Annotated in this window: 19 protein-coding genes; 8 read left to right on the top strand and 11 right to left on the bottom strand. The window is 60.6% G+C overall.

All coding sequences use genetic code 11. The features are described 5' to 3' along the window. Nucleotides 1-202: 202 nt before the first annotated feature. Nucleotides 203-922 carry a response regulator transcription factor gene (locus GIW69_RS18320; protein WP_236484215.1) on the bottom strand — a complete coding sequence of 240 codons (720 nt, stop codon included), beginning with the start codon at nucleotides 920-922 and terminating at the stop codon, nucleotides 203-205. A gap of 186 nt (nucleotides 923-1,108) precedes the next feature. Between GIW69_RS18320 and GIW69_RS18315 the strand changes: the two genes are divergently transcribed. Continuing rightward, complete coding sequence (locus GIW69_RS18315) at nucleotides 1,109-2,611, top strand: sensor histidine kinase (protein ID WP_236484201.1); 1,503 nt, start codon at nucleotides 1,109-1,111, stop codon at nucleotides 2,609-2,611. Nucleotides 2,612-2,781: 170 nt separating this feature from the next. Here the strand turns inward: GIW69_RS18315 and GIW69_RS18310 are convergent, their stop codons facing one another. From GIW69_RS18310 to glyQ, 4 genes are all read right to left on the bottom strand, one after another. Then, nucleotides 2,782-3,561, bottom strand: coding sequence for a lysophospholipid acyltransferase family protein (locus GIW69_RS18310; protein WP_236484200.1), 780 nt, complete (start codon nucleotides 3,559-3,561; stop codon nucleotides 2,782-2,784). 82 nt (nucleotides 3,562-3,643) lie between these two features. Further along, entirely contained in the window at nucleotides 3,644-4,183 is a 540-nt protein-coding gene (gene gmhB / locus GIW69_RS18305; RefSeq protein WP_236484199.1) for a D-glycero-beta-D-manno-heptose 1,7-bisphosphate 7-phosphatase, read from the bottom strand. A 4-nt stretch (nucleotides 4,184-4,187) separates the two neighbouring features. After that, on the bottom strand, nucleotides 4,188-6,242 hold the full coding sequence (glyS, locus tag GIW69_RS18300; protein WP_236484198.1) for a glycine--tRNA ligase subunit beta: 2,055 nt from the start codon (nucleotides 6,240-6,242) through the stop codon (nucleotides 4,188-4,190). Continuing rightward, nucleotides 6,239-7,192 carry a glycine--tRNA ligase subunit alpha gene (gene glyQ / locus GIW69_RS18295; protein ID WP_025112261.1) on the bottom strand — a complete coding sequence of 318 codons (954 nt, stop codon included), beginning with the start codon at nucleotides 7,190-7,192 and terminating at the stop codon, nucleotides 6,239-6,241. Before glyQ ends, glyS begins: the two co-directional genes overlap by 4 nt. A gap of 81 nt (nucleotides 7,193-7,273) precedes the next feature. Between glyQ and tag the strand changes: the two genes are divergently transcribed. The 3 genes from tag (at nucleotide 7,274) to GIW69_RS18280 (ending at nucleotide 9,122) form a co-directional block, all read left to right on the top strand. Continuing rightward, nucleotides 7,274-7,831, top strand: coding sequence for a DNA-3-methyladenine glycosylase I (gene tag, locus GIW69_RS18290; RefSeq protein WP_236484197.1), 558 nt, complete (start codon nucleotides 7,274-7,276; stop codon nucleotides 7,829-7,831). Between the two features lie 40 nt (nucleotides 7,832-7,871). Next, nucleotides 7,872-8,759: a lysophospholipid acyltransferase gene (locus GIW69_RS18285; protein ID WP_236484196.1), complete on the top strand. Its 888-nt coding sequence runs from the start codon at nucleotides 7,872-7,874 to the stop codon at nucleotides 8,757-8,759. Between the two features lie 123 nt (nucleotides 8,760-8,882). Continuing rightward, complete coding sequence (locus GIW69_RS18280) at nucleotides 8,883-9,122, top strand: PilZ domain-containing protein (protein WP_236484195.1); 240 nt, start codon at nucleotides 8,883-8,885, stop codon at nucleotides 9,120-9,122. On the opposite strand, the gene GIW69_RS18275 is transcribed toward GIW69_RS18280, so the two are convergent. The 5 genes from GIW69_RS18275 to def all read right to left on the bottom strand — a co-directional run bounded on the left by GIW69_RS18275 (nucleotide 9,103) and on the right by def (nucleotide 13,850). Further along, nucleotides 9,103-9,438, bottom strand: coding sequence for a tetratricopeptide repeat protein (locus GIW69_RS18275; RefSeq protein ID WP_236484194.1), 336 nt, complete (start codon nucleotides 9,436-9,438; stop codon nucleotides 9,103-9,105). The genes GIW69_RS18280 and GIW69_RS18275 overlap by 20 nt on opposite strands. Before the next feature lie 172 nt (nucleotides 9,439-9,610). Continuing rightward, nucleotides 9,611-10,984 carry a Trk system potassium transporter TrkA gene (trkA, locus tag GIW69_RS18270; protein WP_236484193.1) on the bottom strand — a complete coding sequence of 458 codons (1,374 nt, stop codon included), beginning with the start codon at nucleotides 10,982-10,984 and terminating at the stop codon, nucleotides 9,611-9,613. A 22-nt stretch (nucleotides 10,985-11,006) separates the two neighbouring features. After that, nucleotides 11,007-12,317 carry a 16S rRNA (cytosine(967)-C(5))-methyltransferase RsmB gene (gene rsmB, locus GIW69_RS18265; RefSeq protein WP_236484192.1) on the bottom strand — a complete coding sequence of 437 codons (1,311 nt, stop codon included), beginning with the start codon at nucleotides 12,315-12,317 and terminating at the stop codon, nucleotides 11,007-11,009. Then, complete coding sequence (gene fmt, locus GIW69_RS18260; RefSeq protein ID WP_236484191.1) at nucleotides 12,314-13,273, bottom strand: methionyl-tRNA formyltransferase; 960 nt, start codon at nucleotides 13,271-13,273, stop codon at nucleotides 12,314-12,316. Before fmt ends, rsmB begins: the two co-directional genes overlap by 4 nt. Before the next feature lie 70 nt (nucleotides 13,274-13,343). Then, on the bottom strand, nucleotides 13,344-13,850 hold the full coding sequence (def, locus tag GIW69_RS18255; protein WP_236484190.1) for a peptide deformylase: 507 nt from the start codon (nucleotides 13,848-13,850) through the stop codon (nucleotides 13,344-13,346). A 168-nt stretch (nucleotides 13,851-14,018) separates the two neighbouring features. On the opposite strand from def, the gene GIW69_RS18250 reads away from it, so the two are divergent. The 3 genes from GIW69_RS18250 (at nucleotide 14,019) to tsaC (ending at nucleotide 16,836) form a co-directional block, all read left to right on the top strand. Beyond that, nucleotides 14,019-15,044 carry a LysM peptidoglycan-binding domain-containing protein gene (locus tag GIW69_RS18250; RefSeq protein WP_236484189.1) on the top strand — a complete coding sequence of 342 codons (1,026 nt, stop codon included), beginning with the start codon at nucleotides 14,019-14,021 and terminating at the stop codon, nucleotides 15,042-15,044. Nucleotides 15,045-15,123: 79 nt separating this feature from the next. Next, a complete protein-coding gene (gene dprA, locus GIW69_RS18245) occupies nucleotides 15,124-16,224 on the top strand; it encodes a DNA-processing protein DprA (RefSeq protein ID WP_236484188.1) in 1,101 nt (366 codons plus the stop codon). Nucleotides 16,225-16,278: 54 nt separating this feature from the next. Continuing rightward, nucleotides 16,279-16,836 carry an L-threonylcarbamoyladenylate synthase type 1 TsaC gene (gene tsaC / locus GIW69_RS18240; RefSeq protein ID WP_236484187.1) on the top strand — a complete coding sequence of 186 codons (558 nt, stop codon included), beginning with the start codon at nucleotides 16,279-16,281 and terminating at the stop codon, nucleotides 16,834-16,836. Nucleotides 16,837-16,949: 113 nt separating this feature from the next. On the opposite strand, the gene GIW69_RS18235 is transcribed toward tsaC, so the two are convergent. After that, complete coding sequence (locus tag GIW69_RS18235) at nucleotides 16,950-17,927, bottom strand: NADPH:quinone reductase (RefSeq protein ID WP_236484186.1); 978 nt, start codon at nucleotides 17,925-17,927, stop codon at nucleotides 16,950-16,952. A 196-nt stretch (nucleotides 17,928-18,123) separates the two neighbouring features. Between GIW69_RS18235 and hemF the strand changes: the two genes are divergently transcribed. Further along, nucleotides 18,124-19,038, top strand: a complete 915-nt coding sequence (hemF, locus tag GIW69_RS18230) for an oxygen-dependent coproporphyrinogen oxidase (protein ID WP_236484185.1) — start codon at nucleotides 18,124-18,126, stop codon at nucleotides 19,036-19,038. Nucleotides 19,039-19,045: the final 7 nt, after the last annotated feature.

Below are 19,045 nucleotides of genomic sequence, written 5' to 3'. Positions count from 1 at the left end.
GTCCAATCTTGTTGTATACCGCTGATATTCCAATGTGTCAAAGTCGGTTAACTTTGCTCACCTACACCCGGTTAAGCACGAAAAAGGCCAACGCATCTTCGTTGGCCTTTTTTTATCAGAAAGATCGCAACCTGCGGCAGCCCCTAATGGGATAGGTGAAATCCGGTTCGGGAGCTGCCGAAGGCTGCGATCTTTTCGATTTTTAATCGCTCGCCGCAACGACCCTCTCCAACCGATACCCATAGCCATAAATCGTCAGCAACTGCCAACCGCGGTCCGCCGTCAGTCCCAATTTATTGCGCAGCCGATAGATATGGGTATCCAGCGGCCGCGAAGAATCCATCTCTTCATGACTCCAGAACCGTGAATACAAATATTCACGCGAAAGCGGCCGGCCAAGATTGCTGAACAGGCAGCGGGCAAGGCGATATTCCCGCTCAGTCATGACGATAGGTTTGCCGGCGCGGGTGACTGTCAGCTCGGCGTCGTCGAATACCAGATCATCGAAGCTCAAGGATTCACCAGCGAGCGTGCGCTGCAATCCATGCCGACGCAGCACGGCAGCAACACGCGCTTTCAATTCATTAGGTCGAAACGGCTTGCTGACGTAATCATCCGCGCCTGCGTTCAGGGCTTGAACGATATCGCTCTCACCATCGCGGCTGGTAAGCATGATCGCCGCTGGCGGTGCTTCCATGTGTTCGCGCGTCCATTGCAGTAGAGCCAGACCGCTGAGGGTGGGTAGTTGCCAGTCGAGGATCAGCAGGTCGAAGGTTTCCCTTCGCAGCTGCCGCAGCAGGACTTCGCCGCTCTCGAAACTGTGCAGCGACCAGGGCTGCTCCCCGGCTTCGGGCATCTGCTGCAGCGTTTGTTCTACCCGGCGCAATTCGGCGGGTTCATCGTCCAGTATCGCAACGCGCATGAGCGCTGATCCTTTCGCTTGGCAGTTGATTGTGGACAATAGCGGCTCGGTCGACAGAGTGAAAGTAAGCGCCCCGCCGTTGGTCGTCGTCCGCTATGATTCCTCAGGTTTCCTCTCTTTGCCTGTGGCCCCTGAATGACGTCATTCCAGCCTCCCTCGAATAACGACCGTCGCCGCGAAAGCCGTATGCCCAGCCAGGTGCAACGGTTGTTTCGGCGACTGCTGCGCGAGTGGGTGTGGATAAGTCTGGTGTTGTTGCCGTTGACCGCGTTTCTGTCCTATCGGGCGCAGGTCAATCTGGGTGATTCGATGCCGGCGCTGAGCGCTCTATTGTCAGTCGGTCTGGTCGCCGGTGTGCTCGGATTGCTGTTATGGCTGCCGCGTCTGACGCTGTCGTTGACGCTGGCGGGCATGGCGTGTGTGCTCGCGGCCAGTGTCGGCCTGGCAGAAATGCAGCGCTGGTGGTCGCCGACTCCGGCCGGACTGGGAATTCTGTTCGGTTATCTGATCTGGAACTGGCGACGTCTGAACGCAATCCTGACCTATTTCGGTTGGGAACTGGCGCGGCTGGACAGTGAACCCAAGGTTTTTCCTGAGCGTCGTCGGGCACAGTTTCCCAAGGGGGATCGCCTTCAAGGTCAGATCATGGCGCTGGAACAAGCGATGAGCCGAACCCGTGATACGCGGCGGTTCATTGCCGATGGGCTGGAATACTTGCCGGTGGCAACCCTGATCAGTGATCCGAAAGGCCAAATTCTGTTGGGCAATCTCAAAGCGCGTGAAGTGTTCGGTACCGACCTCGTAGGCGATGATGTGCTGCTGCAACTGGCCCAACTCGGGTACCCGGCACTCGTCGACAACTGTTCTGCAACCCTGGCCGATCTGCCGATGTTGGAGTTCCGCGACATCAAGGAACGCTGTCTGCGTCTCGAACGCGCTGCCTTGTTGCCGGTTGATGGTGAGACCCCGATCGGTTGGCTGCTCAGCCTCACCGATTTAAGCGTCGAGCGTGAAGCGCAGGATCAGCGTGAAGTGTTGCTGCGGTTTCTCTCTCATGACCTGCGCGCGCCGCATTCGGCGATCCTCGCATTGCTTGATGTGCACCGGCACCAGGTTGGAGGCGATACGCAACTGTTCGATCAGATCGAACGTCAGGTCCGCCGCGCGCTGGATCTCACCGATGGTTTTGTTCAGCTTGCCCGGGCTGAATCCGACTCCTATCAGATGAAGCCCAGTCTGTTTGCGATGCTGGTTCTGGACGTGTTTGACCAAGCCTTGCCCATTGCCCAGTTGAAGCGGATCGAACTGATTCATGAGCTTGACGATGTATCTCAGGAAGGCGTAATCGTGGCCGATCAGGGGCTGCTCACCCGCGCCCTCTTCAACCTTGTGGAAAACGCGATCAAATACAGCGCCGCCGGCACGTCGATCAAGATGCAGGTTCGTTGCGAGGGCGATTGGCTGAACTGCGCATTGATTGATCAGGGTAAAGGCATTTCCGCCGAGGAGCTGCCGCAACTGTTCAGTCAGTACCGGCGTTTCTCTTCGGCACAGGGCATTGATGGTATCGGGCTGGGCTTGTCGATGGTCAAGGCAGTGGTGGATCGACATGGCGGACAGATCGAGTGCAATAGCGAGGTCGGCCAAGGCACCACGTTCAATCTGCGGTTTCCATTGTTGGCGGAATAAACCGACGGGCATAAAAAAACCGGCTATATCAGCCGGTTTTTTAACATCCGAAAAACTTATGCACCTTTCCCGGCTTTTTATAAGCTTTAGAAATATATAGTGCTATCAATGAGTTAGCATCAAAAAGCGCGACTTTCAGGGCAAACCGTACACAGGTTATCCACAAAAAATCAAACAGCGATCTGGTCACTCGAAGCGGGTGCTTGCGGCATCGGTGGCAACGAGCCCATTTCACGCTGCATCTGTTCATTCCAGGCCTGTACCCGATCATTCAGCGCAGCAACGGCCCGCGGTCCCGTGCCTTCGGCATACATCGGTTCACCGATGACTACGGTAATCACGCCTCGCTTCTTGCCCCAGCCGACTTTCGGCCAAAACTTTCCGGCATTGTGTGCAATCGGCAGCACCGGAAGCTCGGCGTTGACGGCCAACGCGCTGCCGCTGCGTGAAAACTTTCCGACAGTACCGAAAGGAACGCGCGTGCCTTCAGGAAAGATCAGCACCCAGACATTGTCCTTGAGCAGCTCGTCACCTTTGGCGGCCACTTGTTTGAGCGCGGCTTTAGGGTTGTCGCGATCAATCGCGATAGGCCGCAGCATAGCCATCGCCCAGCCGAAAAACGGCACAAACAACAATTCGCGCTTGAGCACTTGGCTCAAGGGCGAGAAATAAGCGGAGAGAAAGAACGTTTCCCAGGTGCTCTGGTGGTTCGACACAATCACGCAGGGCCGTTCAGGTACGTTTTCCGCGCCTTTGATTTCGTAATGGATACCGAGAAACACCTTGGTCAGCCAGAGGGCGCAACGACACCAGTACACGTTGATAAAACGATAGCGCGCCTTGAATGGCAGAAAAGGCGCGATGAAAAAGCTCAGGCTGCACCACAACAGCGAGGTACTGCCCAGCAGCAGGTAAAAGAGAAAAATTCTGATGGCCCGCAGTATCGACATGGCGACGGTTACCGTTACGGGCATTGCCCGACTGTTCAAGCGCACTCCCGATCAATCCCTGGTCAGGAACTTCAGAAGCACTCTAGTTGTGGATAAGTTCTGCGGCAATCGCCGCGAGATCGTCAAAAATCAGGGTGCCTGCCGGCAGGGTCTTGCCCTGGGTCTTTTCGCCCTTTCCGGTCTTTACTAAAACTGGCTGTGAATCGACGGCTTTGGCAGCTTCCAGGTCACCAAGCGTATCGCCGACGAACCAGACATTGGTCAGTGACACGTCATAATGCGCGGCGATGGCTTTGAGCATTCCCGGTTTTGGCTTACGACAATCGCAGCCGTCATCCGGGCCGTGCGGGCAATACACGATCAGCCCGACTTCGCCGCCCTGCTCGACCACCAATTCACGCAAGCGCACATGCATGGCCTCGAGGGTGGCGAGGTCGTAATAACCGCGAGCAATGCCCGACTGGTTGGTAGCCACCGCCACCGTCCAGCCGGCCTTGCTCAACTGCGCAATCGCCTCGATCGAGCCGGGCAGCGGAATCCACTCCTCAACCGACTTGATGTAAGCGTCGGAGTCGTAATTGATCACTCCGTCCCGATCGAGAATCAGCAGTTTCAACGGCAATTCCTCAACCCAGCAACGAAATGTCGGCTACGCCCAGGAACAGACCGCGTAGACGCGCCAGCAGCGCGTAACGGTTGGCCCGCACATTGGCGTCCTCGGCATTGACCATCACGGCGTCGAAAAACGCATCGACCGGCTCGCGCAGTGCAGCCAGGCGTGCCAGCGATTCGTTGTACTGACGCGCAGCGGCCATCGGTTGCACAGCCTGATCCGCCTGCTGGATCGCCGAGTACAGCGAGAACTCGTTGGCGTTGTCGAAATACTTGGCTTCGACCACGGTCGGCACCGAGCCTTCGACTTTGCTCAACAGGTTCGATACACGCTTGTTCACGGCGGCGAGCGCAGCGGCTTCCGGCAGCTTGCGGAACGCCTGGACGGCTTGCACACGCTGGTCGAAGTCCAGCGCCGAACCCGGCTTCAGGGCGCGTACCGACAGGTAGGTCGCGACATCTACGCCTTCGTCTTCGTAACGGGCACGCAGACGGTCGAAGATGAATTCCAGTACCGACTCGTTGAGGCCGGCAGCCTTGACCTTGGCACCGAACGCGCTGACGGCGAAGGCCACGGCGTCGTTCAGATCAAGATCCAGTTGTTTCTCGATCAGGATGCGCAGCACGCCCAGCGCTGCACGGCGCAAGGCGTACGGGTCTTTGCTGCCAGTCGGCAGCATGCCGATACCAAAAATGCCGACCAGGGTGTCGAGCTTGTCGGCAATCGCGACGGCCGCGCCGGTCAGGGTGGACGGCAATTCAGCACCGGCACCGCGTGGCATGTATTGCTCGTTCAGGGCCAGCGCGACCTCTTGCGGCTCGCCGTCATTCTGGGCGTAGTAGTAACCGGCGACGCCTTGCATCTCCGGGAACTCGCCGACCATTTCGGTCGCCAGGTCACACTTCGACAAAAGGCCCGCGCGGGCAGCCCACGAGGCGTTGCCGCCAATGCGCGCGGCGATGTAGGCAGCGAGCCTGGACACGCGCTCGGCCTTGTCATAGACGCTGCCGAGTTTTTCCTGGAACACCACGTTCTGCAGGCGCAGGTTGAAGTCTTCAAGCTTCTGCTTCTTGTCTTGCTTGAAGAAGAACTCGGCGTCGGTCAGGCGTGGGCGAACCACTTTCTCGTTACCGGCGACGATCTGCTGCGGGTCTTTGCTTTCGATGTTGGCCACGGTAATGAAACGCGGCAGCAACTTGCCTTCAGCGTCCAACAGGCAGAAATACTTCTGGTTGTCCTGCATGGTGGTGATCAGCGCCTCTTGCGGCACATCGAGGAAGCGTTCCTCAAACGAGCACACCAGCGGCACCGGCCATTCGACCAGCGCAGTCACTTCGTCGAGCAATGCCGGCGGCACGATTGCGGTGCCTTCCTGACGGGTCGCCAGTTCTTCGGTGCGCTTGCTGATGATCTCTCGGCGCTCGTTGGCGTCCGCCAGGACATACGCGGCACGCAGGTCAGCCAGGTAGCTCGAAGGCGAACCGATGCGCACGTTTTCCGGGTGGTGGAAGCGGTGACCACGGGATTCACGGCCAGCCTTCTGCGCGAGGATGGTGCAATCGATGATCTGGTCACCGAGCAACATCACCAGCCACTGGGTCGGACGCACGAACTCTTCCTTGCGCGCACCCCAACGCATGCGTTTCGGGATCGGCAGGTCGTTCAGCGAATCCTCAACAATGGTCGGCAGCAGGCTCGCGGTCGGCTTGCCGGCGATGCTCTGGCTGTAGCGCAGTTTCGGGCCGCTCTGGTCGATTTCGCTCAGATCAACGCCGCACTTCTTGGCGAAGCCCAGTGCTGCCTGGGTCGGATTGCCTTCAGCGTCGAATGCAGCCTGACGTGGCGGGCCGTCGAGGTTGATGCTGCGATCCGGTTGCTGGGTAGCCAGCGCGGTGATCAGCACCGCCAGACGACGCGGTGCGGCATAGACAGTTTTGGTTTCGTAATTCAGGCCGGCGGCTTGCAGGCCTTTGTCTATACCGGCGAGGAACGCCTCGGCCAAGGTGTTCAGGGCCTTCGGTGGCAGCTCTTCGGTGCCCAGTTCAACCAGAAAATCTTGCGCACTCATTGTGCAGCCTCCAGCTTGGCCAGTACTTCGTCACGCAGATCCGGGGTCGCCATCGGGAAGCCCAGCTTGGCGCGGGCCAGCAGGTAGGCTTGGGCGACGGAACGCGCCAGGGTGCGGACTCGCAGGATGTATTGCTGACGCGCCGTCACGGAAATAGCCCGGCGCGCATCCAGCAGGTTGAAGGTGTGCGACGCCTTCAACACCATTTCGTAGCTCGGCAACGGCAGCGGCTGGTCGAGTTCGATCAGGCGCTTGGCTTCGCTTTCGTAGAAATCGAACAGCTCGAACAGCTTGTCGACGTTGGCGTGTTCGAAGTTGTAAGTGGACTGCTCCACTTCGTTCTGGTGGAACACGTCGCCGTAGGTCACTTTGCCCATCGGGCCATCAGCCCAGACCAGGTCGTAGACCGAATCCACACCCTGAAGGTACATGGCCAGACGCTCGAGACCGTAGGTGATCTCGCCGGTCACCGGGTAGCACTCGATGCCGCCCGCTTGCTGGAAGTAAGTGAATTGGGTGACTTCCATGCCGTTGAGCCAGACTTCCCAGCCCAGACCCCAGGCGCCGAGGGTCGGCGATTCCCAGTTGTCTTCGACGAAACGGATATCGTGCACGAGCGGATCGAGGCCGACGTGCTTGAGCGAGCCCAGGTACAGTTCCTGGAAGTTGTCCGGGTTCGGCTTCAGGACAACCTGGAACTGATAGTAGTGTTGCAGACGGTTCGGGTTTTCACCGTAGCGGCCGTCAGTCGGACGGCGGCTTGGCTGCACGTACGCGGCGTTCCAGGTTTCCGGACCGATGGCGCGCAGGAATGTAGCCGTGTGGAAAGTGCCGGCGCCTACTTCCATATCGTAGGGCTGAAGTACCACACAACCTTGCTCGGCCCAGTATTGCTGGAGGGCGAGGATCAAGTCTTGGAAGGTACGCACGGCTGGCGTAGGCTGGCTCACGAAATTCACCTGTTTCTTGGGCTGCGATTTAAAGAGCGGGAGTATACCCGATTCGGTCGTGCGCACGCCCCCTGGAGCCTTATGCCACGCTGCTTTTGGTGTACCGAAGATCCTTTGTACATGGCTTATCACGATCAGGAGTGGGGCACGCCGCTACGCGATGCGCAGGGTTTGTTCGAGTTGCTTTTGCTCGAAGGGTTCCAGGCCGGGTTGTCGTGGATCACCGTGCTGCGCAAACGCGAGCGCTACCGCGAGGTGCTGTTCGGCTTTGACGTGCAGCGCGTGGCGCAGATGAGTGACGCCGAAATCGATGAGTTGATGCTCGACCCCGGCATCATTCGCAATCGCCTTAAACTCAATGCCGCCCGGCGCAACGCCCAGGCCTGGCTGGCGCTGGAAGATCCGGTGGCGATGTTGTGGTCATTCGTGGGCGGCGTGCCGAAGGTCAATCATTTCAAGGATCGCAGCGAAGTCCCGGCGATTACGCCCGAGGCCGTGGCGATGAGCAAAGGCCTGAAAAAGGCAGGCTTCACCTTTGTCGGCCCGACCATCTGCTACGCGTTGATGCAGGCCTCCGGCATGGTCATGGATCACACGCAGGACTGCGACCGCTACGCGCTGCTCGCCAACGGCGGTTAGAATGGCCGCCTCGCGCACAGCACAAGATCAGGAGTGACCTGTGGAAAAGTTTAAAGGCGCCTTGCTGGTAGGCGCTCTGCGGCTGTTTGCCCTGCTACCGTGGCGGGCCGTACAAGCCGTGGGTTCGGCCATCGGCTGGATCATGTGGAAAACCCCCAACCGTTCCCGCGACGTGGTGCGGATCAATCTGGCGAAATGTTTTCCACAGATGGATCCCGACGAGCGCGAACGTCTGGTCGGGCAGAGCCTGAAAGACATCGGCAAGTCCTTGACCGAAAGCGCCTGCGCGTGGATTTGGCCGGCCCAGAGATCCATCGACCTGGTGCGCGAGGTCGAAGGTCTCGACGTGCTCAAGGACGCCCTCGCCTCCGGCAAAGGCGTGGTCGGCATCACCAGTCACCTGGGCAACTGGGAAGTGCTCAACCACTTCTATTGCAGCCAGTGCAAACCGATCATTTTCTACCGCCCGCCCAAGCTCAAGGCTGTGGATGAATTGCTGCGCAAACAACGCGTTCAACTCGGCAACAAAGTGGCGGCGTCGACCAAGGAAGGCATTCTCAGCGTCATCAAGGAAGTGCGCAAAGGTGGTGCAGTGGGCATTCCCGCTGACCCGGAACCGGCCGAATCCGCCGGAATCTTCGTGCCGTTCTTCGCCACCCAGGCGCTGACCAGCAAATTTGTGCCGAACATGCTCGCTGGCGGCAAAGCGGTCGGCGTGTTCCTGCATGCCCTGCGCCTGCCCGACGGCTCCGGCTACAAAGTGATCCTCGAAGCCGCGCCCGAAGCCATGTACAGCACCGATACCGCAGAATCCTGCGCGGCAATGAGCAAAGTCGTCGAGCGCTACGTCGCTGCCTACCCAAGCCAATACATGTGGAGCATGAAGCGCTTCAAAAAGCGTCCACCTGGCGAAGAACGCTGGTATTGATCAACTTGGCACACTCTGTGGATAACCTGTAGGAGCCGCCGAAGGCTCGGGCCGCGATCGGACGATCTTTTGATCCTGCTCCCAAGGCTTATCCACAACCCGTTCAATCAAGGACGCACCAAGATGTCCGATTACCGCAAATCCTTCCGCATCACGATCACTCACGAAACCCTCGGCGAGTGCCTTGCACAAACCCGCAACCTGTCCCCGACAGGCGTCTACGTCCAGCACCCTGAACTCTCGGCATTAGCCAAGGGCGCCGTGGTCTACGGACAGGTTCAGGGCTTGCCGAACGGCGCCCCACGGGTGCGCATGGAAGTGATCGGCGTGGACGCCGACGGCATCACGCTGAAGTATCTGTAGGCGACGGCGCCTGACGATCAAGTTTCTTCAAAAACACCGTCATTTCCTTTTCGGCCTGCTTATCGCCATGGGCCCGAGCGGCGTCGACACCCTGTTCCCACGCCTGTCGCGCCGCGTCGTGATCGCCCAGCGCCAGTTGCGCCTTGCCCAACAATTTCCAGGCTGCGGAATATTTCGGGTCGAAGCCGACACAGCGCTGGAAATGTTCGGCAGCCTTGGCGTTTTCGCCGAGATCCAGATAGCCCTTGCCCAGACCGAAGCGCAGCAGTGAGTTATCCACACCCTTGGCGAGCATTTTTTCCAGGGATTCGAGCATCGGTGAATTCCTTGCTTGAGGAGTGTCAGTGGAGATCAGTGTGTTTTTTAGGCCGCCATCGCTGGCAAGCCAGCTCCCACAGGAATTTTGATGTACTTGGCATTCGGGCCTGACCGAGAAACCTGTGGGAGCTGGCTTGCCAGCGATGAGGCCGGAACAACCGCCGCAAACCTCAGAAGAAGCTCAACCCCACATGAAACAGCTTCTCCACATCGCGAATGTGCTTTTTATCCACAAGGAACAGAATCACATGGTCGCCCGTCTCGATCACCGTATCGTCGTGGGCGATGATTACTTCTTCGTTGCGGATGACCGCGCCAATCGTGGTGCCCGGCGGCAGGCCGATGTTTTCGATGGCTTTGCCGATGACCTTGCTCGACTTCGCGTCCCCGTGGGCAATTGCCTCGATGGCTTCCGCTGCGCCGCGTCGCAGTGAGTGCACGCTGACGATATCGCCGCGCCGCACGTGGGCGAGCAAGGTGCCAATGGTCGCCAGTTGCGGGCTGATGGCAATGTCGATGTCGCCGCCCTGGATCAGGTCGACGTAGGCCGGGTTGTTGATGATCGTCATCACCTTCTTCGCCCCCAGCCGTTTGGCCAGCAGCGACGACATGATGTTGGCTTCGTCGTCGTTGGTCAGCGCGAGGAAGATATCGGCGTCGGCGATGTTCTCTTCCATCAGCAAGTCGCGATCGGAGGCGCTGCCCTGCAACACCACGGTGCTGTCGAGGGTATCGGAGAGATAACGGCAACGCGCCGGGCTCATCTCGATGATCTTCACCTGATAACGGCTTTCGATGGCTTCGGCCAGACGTTCACCGATCTGCCCGCCGCCAGCAATGACGATGCGTTTGTAGGTTTCGTCGAGACGGCGCATTTCACTCATCACTGCGCGAATGTTCTCACGAGCGGCGATGAAGAAGACTTCGTCGTCCGCTTCGATGACTGTGTCGCCTTGCGGCAGGATCGGCCGGTCGCGACGGAAAATCGCGGCGACGCGGGTTTCGACATTCGGCATGTGTTCGCGCAACTGACGCAATTGCTGGCCCACCAGCGGCCCGCCGTAATAGGCGCGCACCGCCACCAGTTGCGCCTGGCCGCCGGCGAAGTCGATCACCTGCAAGGCGCCCGGATGCTGGATCAGGCGCTTGATGTAGTTAGTAACGACCTGCTCCGGACTGATCAGCACGTCGACCGGGATGGCTTCGTTGTCGAATAACTCATCGCGGGTCAGGTACGCCGCTTCTCGCACCCGAGCGATTTTCGTCGGCGTGTGAAACAGGGTGTGAGCGACCTGACAGGCAACCATGTTGGTTTCGTCGCTGTTGGTCACCGCCACCAGCATGTCGGCGTCGTCCGCGCCGGCCTGGCGCAGCACCGTCGGCAGTGACCCACGGCCCTGCACGGTGCGGATATCGAGGCGGTCGCCGAGGTCACGCAAGCGGTCGCCGTCGGTGTCGACCACGGTGATGTCGTTGGCCTCACTGGCCAGATGTTCAGCCAGCGAACCGCCGACCTGTCCTGCACCGAGGATGATGATTTTCATCCAGTCACTCCATTAAAACCGTTTAGCCGCGTGCGGCGGCGATCTTGATCAGCTTGGCGTAGTAGAACCCGTCATGCCCGCCTTGCTGGGCCAGCAATTGGCGCCCATGGGGCTGCTTGATCCCCGCGCTGGTGGCCAGATCGAGCTCCCGCGCGCCAGGCGTGCGCTCCAGGAACGCGGCAATGACTTCGGTATTCTCGGTCGGCAGCGTCGAGCAGGTGGCATAAACCAGGATGCCGCCGACCTCAAGCGTCTTCCACATCGCGTCGAGCAGTTCGCCTTGCAGCTGCGCGAGGGCGGCGATGTCGTCGGCCTGACGGGTGAGCTTGATGTCCGGGTGGCGGCGGATCACCCCGGTGGCCGAGCACGGCGCGTCGAGCAGGATGCGCTGGAACGGTTTGCCGTCCCACCATTTTTCGGTCTCGCGGCCGTCGGCGGCGATCAGTTCGGCGTCCAGGCCCAGGCGCGCGAGGTTTTCTTTCACGCGCACCAGACGCTTGGCCTCCAGATCCACTGCCACCACACCGGCGAGTGCTGGTTCGGCTTCGAGGATGTGGCAGGTCTTGCCGCCGGGGGCGCAGCAGGCGTCGAGCACCCGTTGGCCCGGCGCGAGATCGAGCAGATCAGCGGCCAGTTGCGCGGCTTCGTCCTGCACGCTGACCCAGCCTTCGGCAAAGCCCGGCAGGCCGCGCACATCGGTGGGGGCGTCGAGGATGATGCCGTCGCGGCTGTAAACGCAGGGTGTCGCGGCGATGCCGGCGTCGGTCAGCAAGCCGAGGTAGGCATCGCGGCTGTGGTGACGACGGTTGACCCGCAGAATCATCGGCGGATGCGCGTTGTTGGCTTCGCAAATCGCCTCCCACTGTTCTGGCCAGAACGCCTTCAGGGATTTTTGCAGCCAGCGCGGGTGAGCGGTGCGTACCACGGGATCGCGCTCCAGTTCGGCGAAAATCGCTTCGCTGTCACGTTGGGCGCTGCGCAGGACGGCGTTGAGCAAGCCCTTGGCCCACGGCTTTTTCAGCTTGTCGGCGCAACCGACGGTTTCACCGATGGCGGCATGCGGCGGCACGCGGGTGTAGAGCAATTGGTAGAGACCGACCAGCAGCAACGCCTCGACATCGGCGTCGGCGGTCTTGAACGGCTTCTGCAACAACTTGGCCGCCAGCGCCGACAGACGCGGCTGCCAACGGGCGGTGCCGAACGCCAGATCCTGAGTGAAACCGCGATCGCGATCCTCGACTTTGTCCAGTTGCGTCGGCAACGAACTGTTCAGCGAGGCTTTGCCGCTGAGCACGGCGGCGAGTGCCTTGGCGGCGGCCAGACGCGGGTTCATTGCGCGGCCACCTCGGCGCCGAGCACGGTGCCGACAGCGAATTTCTCACGGCGACTGTTGAACAGATCGCTGAAATTCAGCGCCTTGCCGCCGGGCAATTGCAGTCGGGTCAGGCACAGGGCTTGTTCACCGCAGGCGACGATCAGCCCGTCCTTGCTGGCGCTGAGGATTTCCCCCGGCGCGCCTGTGCCTTCGGCGAGCGTTGCCGCCAACACTTTCAGCGCTTCGCCATTCAGCGTGCTATGGGTGATCGGCCACGGATTGAAAGCGCGCACGAGACGTTCCAGTTCCACCGCCGGGCGGTTCCAGTCAATGCGCGCTTCGTCTTTGTTCAGTTTGTGGGCGTAGGTGGCGAGGCTGTCGTCCTGCACTTCGCCTTCCAGCGTGCCGGCGGCGAGACCGGCAATGGCTTGCACCACGGCCGGCGGGCCCATTTCGGCGAGTCGGTCGTGGAGACTGCCGCCGGTGTCTTCGGCGCTGATCGGCGTGACGACCTTGAGCAGCATCGGCCCGGTGTCGAGACCTGCTTCCATGCGCATCACCGTCACGCCGCTCTCGGCATCGCCGTGCTCGACCGCGCGCTGGATCGGCGCCGCACCGCGCCAGCGTGGCAGCAACGAGGCGTGGCTGTTGATGCAGCCCAGACGCGGAATATCCAACACCACTTGCGGCAGGATCAGGCCGTAGGCGACCACCACCATCAAGTCAGGCTTCAGCGCGGCCAGTTCGGCCTGAGCGTCTGCGTTGCGCAACGTCGGCGGCTGCAACACTTGAATGTTGTGCTCCAGGGCCAGTTGCTTGACCGGGCTCGGCATCAGTTTTTGCCCGCGCCCCGCCGGACGATCCGGTTGGGTGTAGACCGCAACGATCTCGTAAGGGCTGTCCAGCAAGGCCTTAAGGTGTTCGGCAGCGAACTCCGGGGTGCCGGCAAAGACAATGCGCAGTGGCTCAGTCATGAAGGGCTCTCTGTTGCAAAACATCTGGAAAAGAAAAAGGCTTGCCGCAGCAAGCCTTTGAAGAGGGGCATCAAGCGTTCTGGCGGTGAAGCTTTTCGAGCTTCTTCTTGATGCGGTCGCGCTTGAGCGTGGACAGGTAATCAACGAACAATTTGCCGTTGAGGTGGTCGCATTCGTGCTGGATGCACACCGCGAGCAGGCCTTCGGCGATCAGTTCGTAAGGTTGGCCGTCGCGATCCAGCGCCTTGATTTTGACTTTTTGCGGGCGGTCGACGTTTTCGTAGAAGCCCGGCACCGAGAGGCAGCCTTCCTGATACTGATCCATGTCTTCGGTCAGCGGCTCGAACTCGGGGTTGATGAACACCCGGGGTTCGGTGCGGTCTTCGGAGAGGTCCATCACGACGATACGTTTGTGCACGTTGACCTGGGTCGCGGCGAGGCCGATGCCCGGCGCTTCATACATTGTTTCAAACATATCATCGACCAACTGACGCACTTCGTCGTCCACTGCGTCCACCGGTTTGGCAATGGTGCGCAGGCGCGGGTCAGGAAATTCGAGGATGTTCAAAATGGCCATAAGCTTGATTGATGCACGTGTGAAGTAAAGTCGGGTCGATGGCCTGGCGGGTCCGAAGATGCAGGCTACCGTTGTAAAACGTAGCTCCCGGTTCTTCAAAAGAGCAAGGGGCGAGCCACGGGGGCTCTGGCGTTTTACGCGAACGCACATAATAAAGGGATTCACCGCATGAGGAAATCACTACTCGCCCTGCTGCTTCTGGCCTCGGCCGGCATCGCGCACGGGCAAGTGCAACTCAAGGAAGGTTTTCCACAGCAATACACGGTGGTTTCGGGGGACACGCTCTGGGACATTTCCGGCAAATACCTGCGCGAACCTTGGCAGTGGCCGCAGCTGTGGCGGGCCAATCCGCGGATTGAAAACCCCAACCTGATCTATCCTGGCGACACCTTGACGCTCACTTACGTCGACGGCCAGCCCCGGCTGACCCTCAATCGCGGGGCGACGCGCGGTACGATCAAACTGTCGCCACGGATCCGCACCAGCCCGGTGGCCGAGGCGATTCCAAGCATTCCGCTCAAAGCGATCGACAGCTTTCTGCTTAGTAACCGCATCGTCGACAAGGTCGAGGACTTCGACAAGGCGCCTTACATCGTCGCCGGGGATGCCGAACGGGTGCTCAGCGGCACTGGCGATCGCATCTTCGCTCGCGGCCACTTCGACCCCGAGCAGCCGGTCTACGGGATTTTCCGCCAGGGCAAGGTCTACACCGATCCAGCGAGCAAGGAGTTCCTGGGGATCAACGCCGATGACATCGGCGGCGGTGAAATTGTCGCGACCGAAGGCGATATCGCCACTCTCGCCCTGCAACGCACGACCCAGGAAGTGCGCCTCGGCGACCGCTTGTTCAGCGGCGAAGAACGTTCGATCAATTCGACCTTCATGCCCAGCGCCCCGCAAACCGACATCAACGGCGTGATCATCGATGTGCCTCGCGGCGTCACGCAGATTGGCGTCATGGACGTGGTCACATTGAACAAAGGCAAGCGTGACGGCCTGGCCGAGGGCAACGTGCTGGAGGTGATGAAAACCGGCGAAACCGTGCGCGACCGTGTCACTGGCCAGCCATTGAAGATTCCCGATGAGCGCGCCGGTTTACTGATGGTATTCCGCACCTACGACAAACTCAGTTACGGCCTGGTCTTGAACGCTTCGCGCTCGCTGGCGGTGCTCGACAAGGTGCGCAATCCTTAGCTCGCTTCACAAGTTACCAACAGAGTTATCCACAGCTTGTTCCCGAATGTTCGGGGCTTATAACGATCAAGGATGATCCATGATGATGCCTGTCTGTACGCCGGTCTCCCCGGCGGAGCTGGAAGCGCGTCTGCGTTTGCAGCGCTTGCCGGAAATCGGTCCGAAACGTTTTTCAAAACTCATCGAAGCCTTTGGTTCAGCCTCCAAAGCCATCAGCGCCCCGGCCAGTGCCTGGCGCGCATTGGGTTTGCCGGCAGCGGCTGGCGAGGCGCGGCGAAACCCCGAGGTGCGTGATGGCGCAAGCCACGCGATGCGCTGGCTAGAGCGTCCGGAACACCATTTGCTGATGTGGGATCAGCCGGATTATCCGGCGCTACTGGCGCAAATTCCCGACCCGCCGCCGCTGCTGTTTGTCGCCGGCGACCCGCTGATTCTGGAAAAACCGCAACTGGCGATGGTCGGCAGCCGCCGTGCTTCACGCCCGGGCATGGACACTGCTGCCGCATTTTCTCGCAGTCTGGCCGGGGCCGGTTTTGTCATTACCAGCGGGCTGGCGCTGGGCATCGATGCCGCTGCACATCAGGCCGCCGTCGATGTCGGCGGGCAAACCGTCGGGGTGCTCGGCACCGGTCTGGAAAACTTTTATCCACAGCGTAATAAACGCCTGGCTGACACGATGATCGCCAACGGCAGCGCCGTGCTGTCGGAGTTTCCCCTTGATGCCGGGCCGACCCCGAGCAACTTCCCGAGACGTAACCGGATCATCAGTGGCTTGTCTCTCGGCGTGTTGGTGGTTGAGGCGAGTGTTGCCAGCGGTTCGTTGATCACCGCGCGATTGGCGGCGGAACAGGGCCGTGAGGTTTACGCCATTCCGGGTTCCATTCACCATCCCGGCGCTCGTGGTTGTCATCAACTGATCCGCGATGGTGCGGTGCTGGTGGAAACCATCGAACACATTCTTGAAGCGTTGCGCGGGTGGCATCATCCGGCGTTATCGCAGGCGCCGGCAACGACGGATCACCCGCTGCTGCGCTTGCTCCACGCCGCTCCGCATACAAGCGAAGCCCTGGCCGAAAGCAGTGGCTGGGCGCTGCCCAAAGTGCTGGCGGCGTTGACGGAACTGGAAATGGACGGCCGCGCCGTGTGTGAGAGCGGGCGCTGGTTTGCGCGCATGCGCTAGGTTTTACATTGAAGATCGGTAAACTGCGCAAAACCAGATTGCGGAGATTTTTTCATGGTCAACAGTTGGCGTGTGCAGCAAGCCGCACGGGAAATTCGCGCCGGGGCGGTCATTGCCTATCCAACCGAAGCCGTCTGGGGCCTGGGTTGCGATCCGTGGGATGAAGAGGCGGTGGAACGGCTGCTGTTGATCAAGGGCCGGTCCGTCGATAAGGGTTTGATTCTGGTGGCCGATAATATCCGCCAGTTCGATTTCCTGTTCGAAGACTTCCCCGAGTTGTGGATGGATCGCATGGCCAGCACTTGGCCAGGGCCGAACACTTGGCTGGTGCCGCATCAGAATCTGTTGCCGGAATGGATCACAGGCGTGCACGACACCGTGGCGCTGCGGGTCAGCGATCATCCGCAGGTGCGGGACTTGTGTGCACTGGTCGGGCCGCTGGTGTCGACGTCGGCCAATCCGCAAGGACGGCCGGCGGCGCGTACGCGGTTGCGGGTCGAGCAGTATTTCCGGGGGCAGGTTGACCTGGTGTTGGGTGGTTTGTTGGGTGGGCGCAAGAACCCGAGCCTGATTCGGGATCTGGCGACCGGCAAGGTTGTGCGTCCCTCCTGAGACCGCGTTGCGGCTATCGCTGGACAGCCAGCTCCCACAGGTTTCAACGGCGTGCACAGATTTTGTGTTCGACATAAAACACTGTGGGAGCTGGCTTGCCAGCGATGGCGTCCTTAAGGCAACAAAATGGTCGAGCCGGTCGTGCGCCGCGCCGACAACTCGGTCTGCGCCTTCGCTGCCTCAGCCAGCGTGTAACGCTGGCTGATGTCCACTTTCAGCTTGCCGCTGGTGATCATCCCGAACAGCTCATCAGCCATGCTTTGCAGGTTCTGCGCGTTGTTGGCGTAAGTCGCCAGCGTCGGGCGGGTCACGTACAGCGAGCCTTTTGCTGCGAGAATCCCCAGGTTCACGCCATCCACCGCACCCGAGGCATTACCAAAACTCACTACCAGGCCACGCGGTGCGACGCTGTCCAGCGACGTCAGCCAGGTGTCCTTGCCGACGCCATCGTAGACCACCGGGACTTTCTTGCCGTCGGTCAATTCCAGCACACGCTGCGCCACGTTCTCGTGGCTGTAATCGATGGTTTCCCACGCACCGTTGGCCTTGGCCAGTGCCGCTTTCTCGGCGGAGCTGACCGTGCCGATCAGCTTCACACCCAGCGATTTTGCCCACTGGCAGGCCAGCGACCCGACGCCACCGGCCGCTGCGTGGAACAGGATGGTTTCGCCACCCTTCAGTTCATATGTCTGACGCAGCAGGTACTGCACGGTCAGGCCTTTGAGCATCACCCCGGCGGCGGTTTCGAAGTCGATGGCGTCCGGCAGGTGCACCAGGTTGGCTTCGGGCAAGACGTGAACGTCGCTGTAGGCGCCGAGCGGGCCGCTGCCGTACGCCACGCGATCACCCACCTTGAAGCGAGTGACTTCGCTGCCCACCGCGTCGACGACGCCCGCGCCTTCCGCGCCCAGTCCGGACGGCAGGGTCGGCGGCGCATAGAGGCCGCTGCGGTAATACGTGTCGATGAAATTCAGGCCGATGGCTTTGTTGCTCACTCGAACCTGTTGCGGGCCCGGTTCGGCGGGTTGGAAGTCGACGTACTCAAGCACTTCGGGGCCGCCATGGGCACGGAACTGGATACGTTTTGCCATCTGCCTACTCCTTGGGTTTCAGTCAGTGAAAATGTCACACGAAGCGCCCTATCGAACTCCCATGCTTGATCTTCGTCAACTGCGGCGCGCCCGCCTGCGGTGGTATGCTACGCGCCGATTTGCGCCGCCCGCCCGACTGGCGGGGCGCCGCGCCGTTTTTGCCCGATCTGTTTTTGCTTCGATCCAAGGGGATGCCATGACGACCCGCACCGACGCCGTAAAGGCGTACCTGCTCGACCTGCAAGACCGCATCTGCGCCGCGCTGGAAACCTTCGAGCCCGCGACCCGCTTCGTTGAAGACGCCTGGACGCGGCCGGCCGGCGGTGGCGGGCGCACCCGAGTGATCGAAAACGGCACGCTGATCGAAAAGGGCGGCGTCAACTTTTCCCACGTCTACGGCAGCGGCCTGCCACCGTCCGCCAGCGCCCATCGCCCGGAACTGGCTGGTCGCGGCTTCGAAGCCCTCGGCGTGTCGCTGGTGATCCACCCGCACAACCCGCATGTGCCGACGTCCCACGCCAACGTGCGCTTTTTCATCGCCGAGAAGGAGGGTGAAGAGCCGGTCTGGTGGTTCGGCGGCGGCTTCGACCTGACGCCGTATTACGGCAACGAAGAAGACTGCATCCACTGGCACCGCGTTGCCGAGCAGGCCTGCGCGCCGTTCGGTGCGGACGTCTACCCGCGCTACAAGGCCTGGTGCGACACCTATTTCCACATCAAACATCGCCATGAGCCACGCGGCATCGGCGGCCTGTTCTTCGATGACCTGAACGAATGGGACTTCGACACCAGTTTCGCCTTCATGCGCGCCATCGGTGACGCCTACATCGACGCCTACCTGCCCATCGTGCAGCGCCGCAAGGATGATGCGTTCACCGCCCAGCAGCGCGAGTTCCAGGAGTTCCGCCGTGGCCGCTACGTCGAGTTCAACCTGGTTTACGACCGTGGCACGCTGTTCGGCCTGCAATCGGGCGGGCGTACCGAATCGATCCTCATGTCGCTGCCGCCGCAAGTGCGCTGGGGCTACGACTGGAAAGCCGAGCCTGGCAGTGAAGAAGCGCGCCTGACCGAGTATTTCCTGCAGGATCGCGACTGGCTGGCCGAGGTCTGAGGAATGT

Source organism: Pseudomonas syringae, from assembly GCF_021605415.1.
In the GTDB taxonomy this organism is placed as follows: domain Bacteria; phylum Pseudomonadota; class Gammaproteobacteria; order Pseudomonadales; family Pseudomonadaceae; genus Aquipseudomonas; species Aquipseudomonas syringae_S.
The sequence above is the reverse complement of the archived record's forward strand: the minus strand, read 5'-3'. Positions and strand labels throughout refer to the sequence as shown.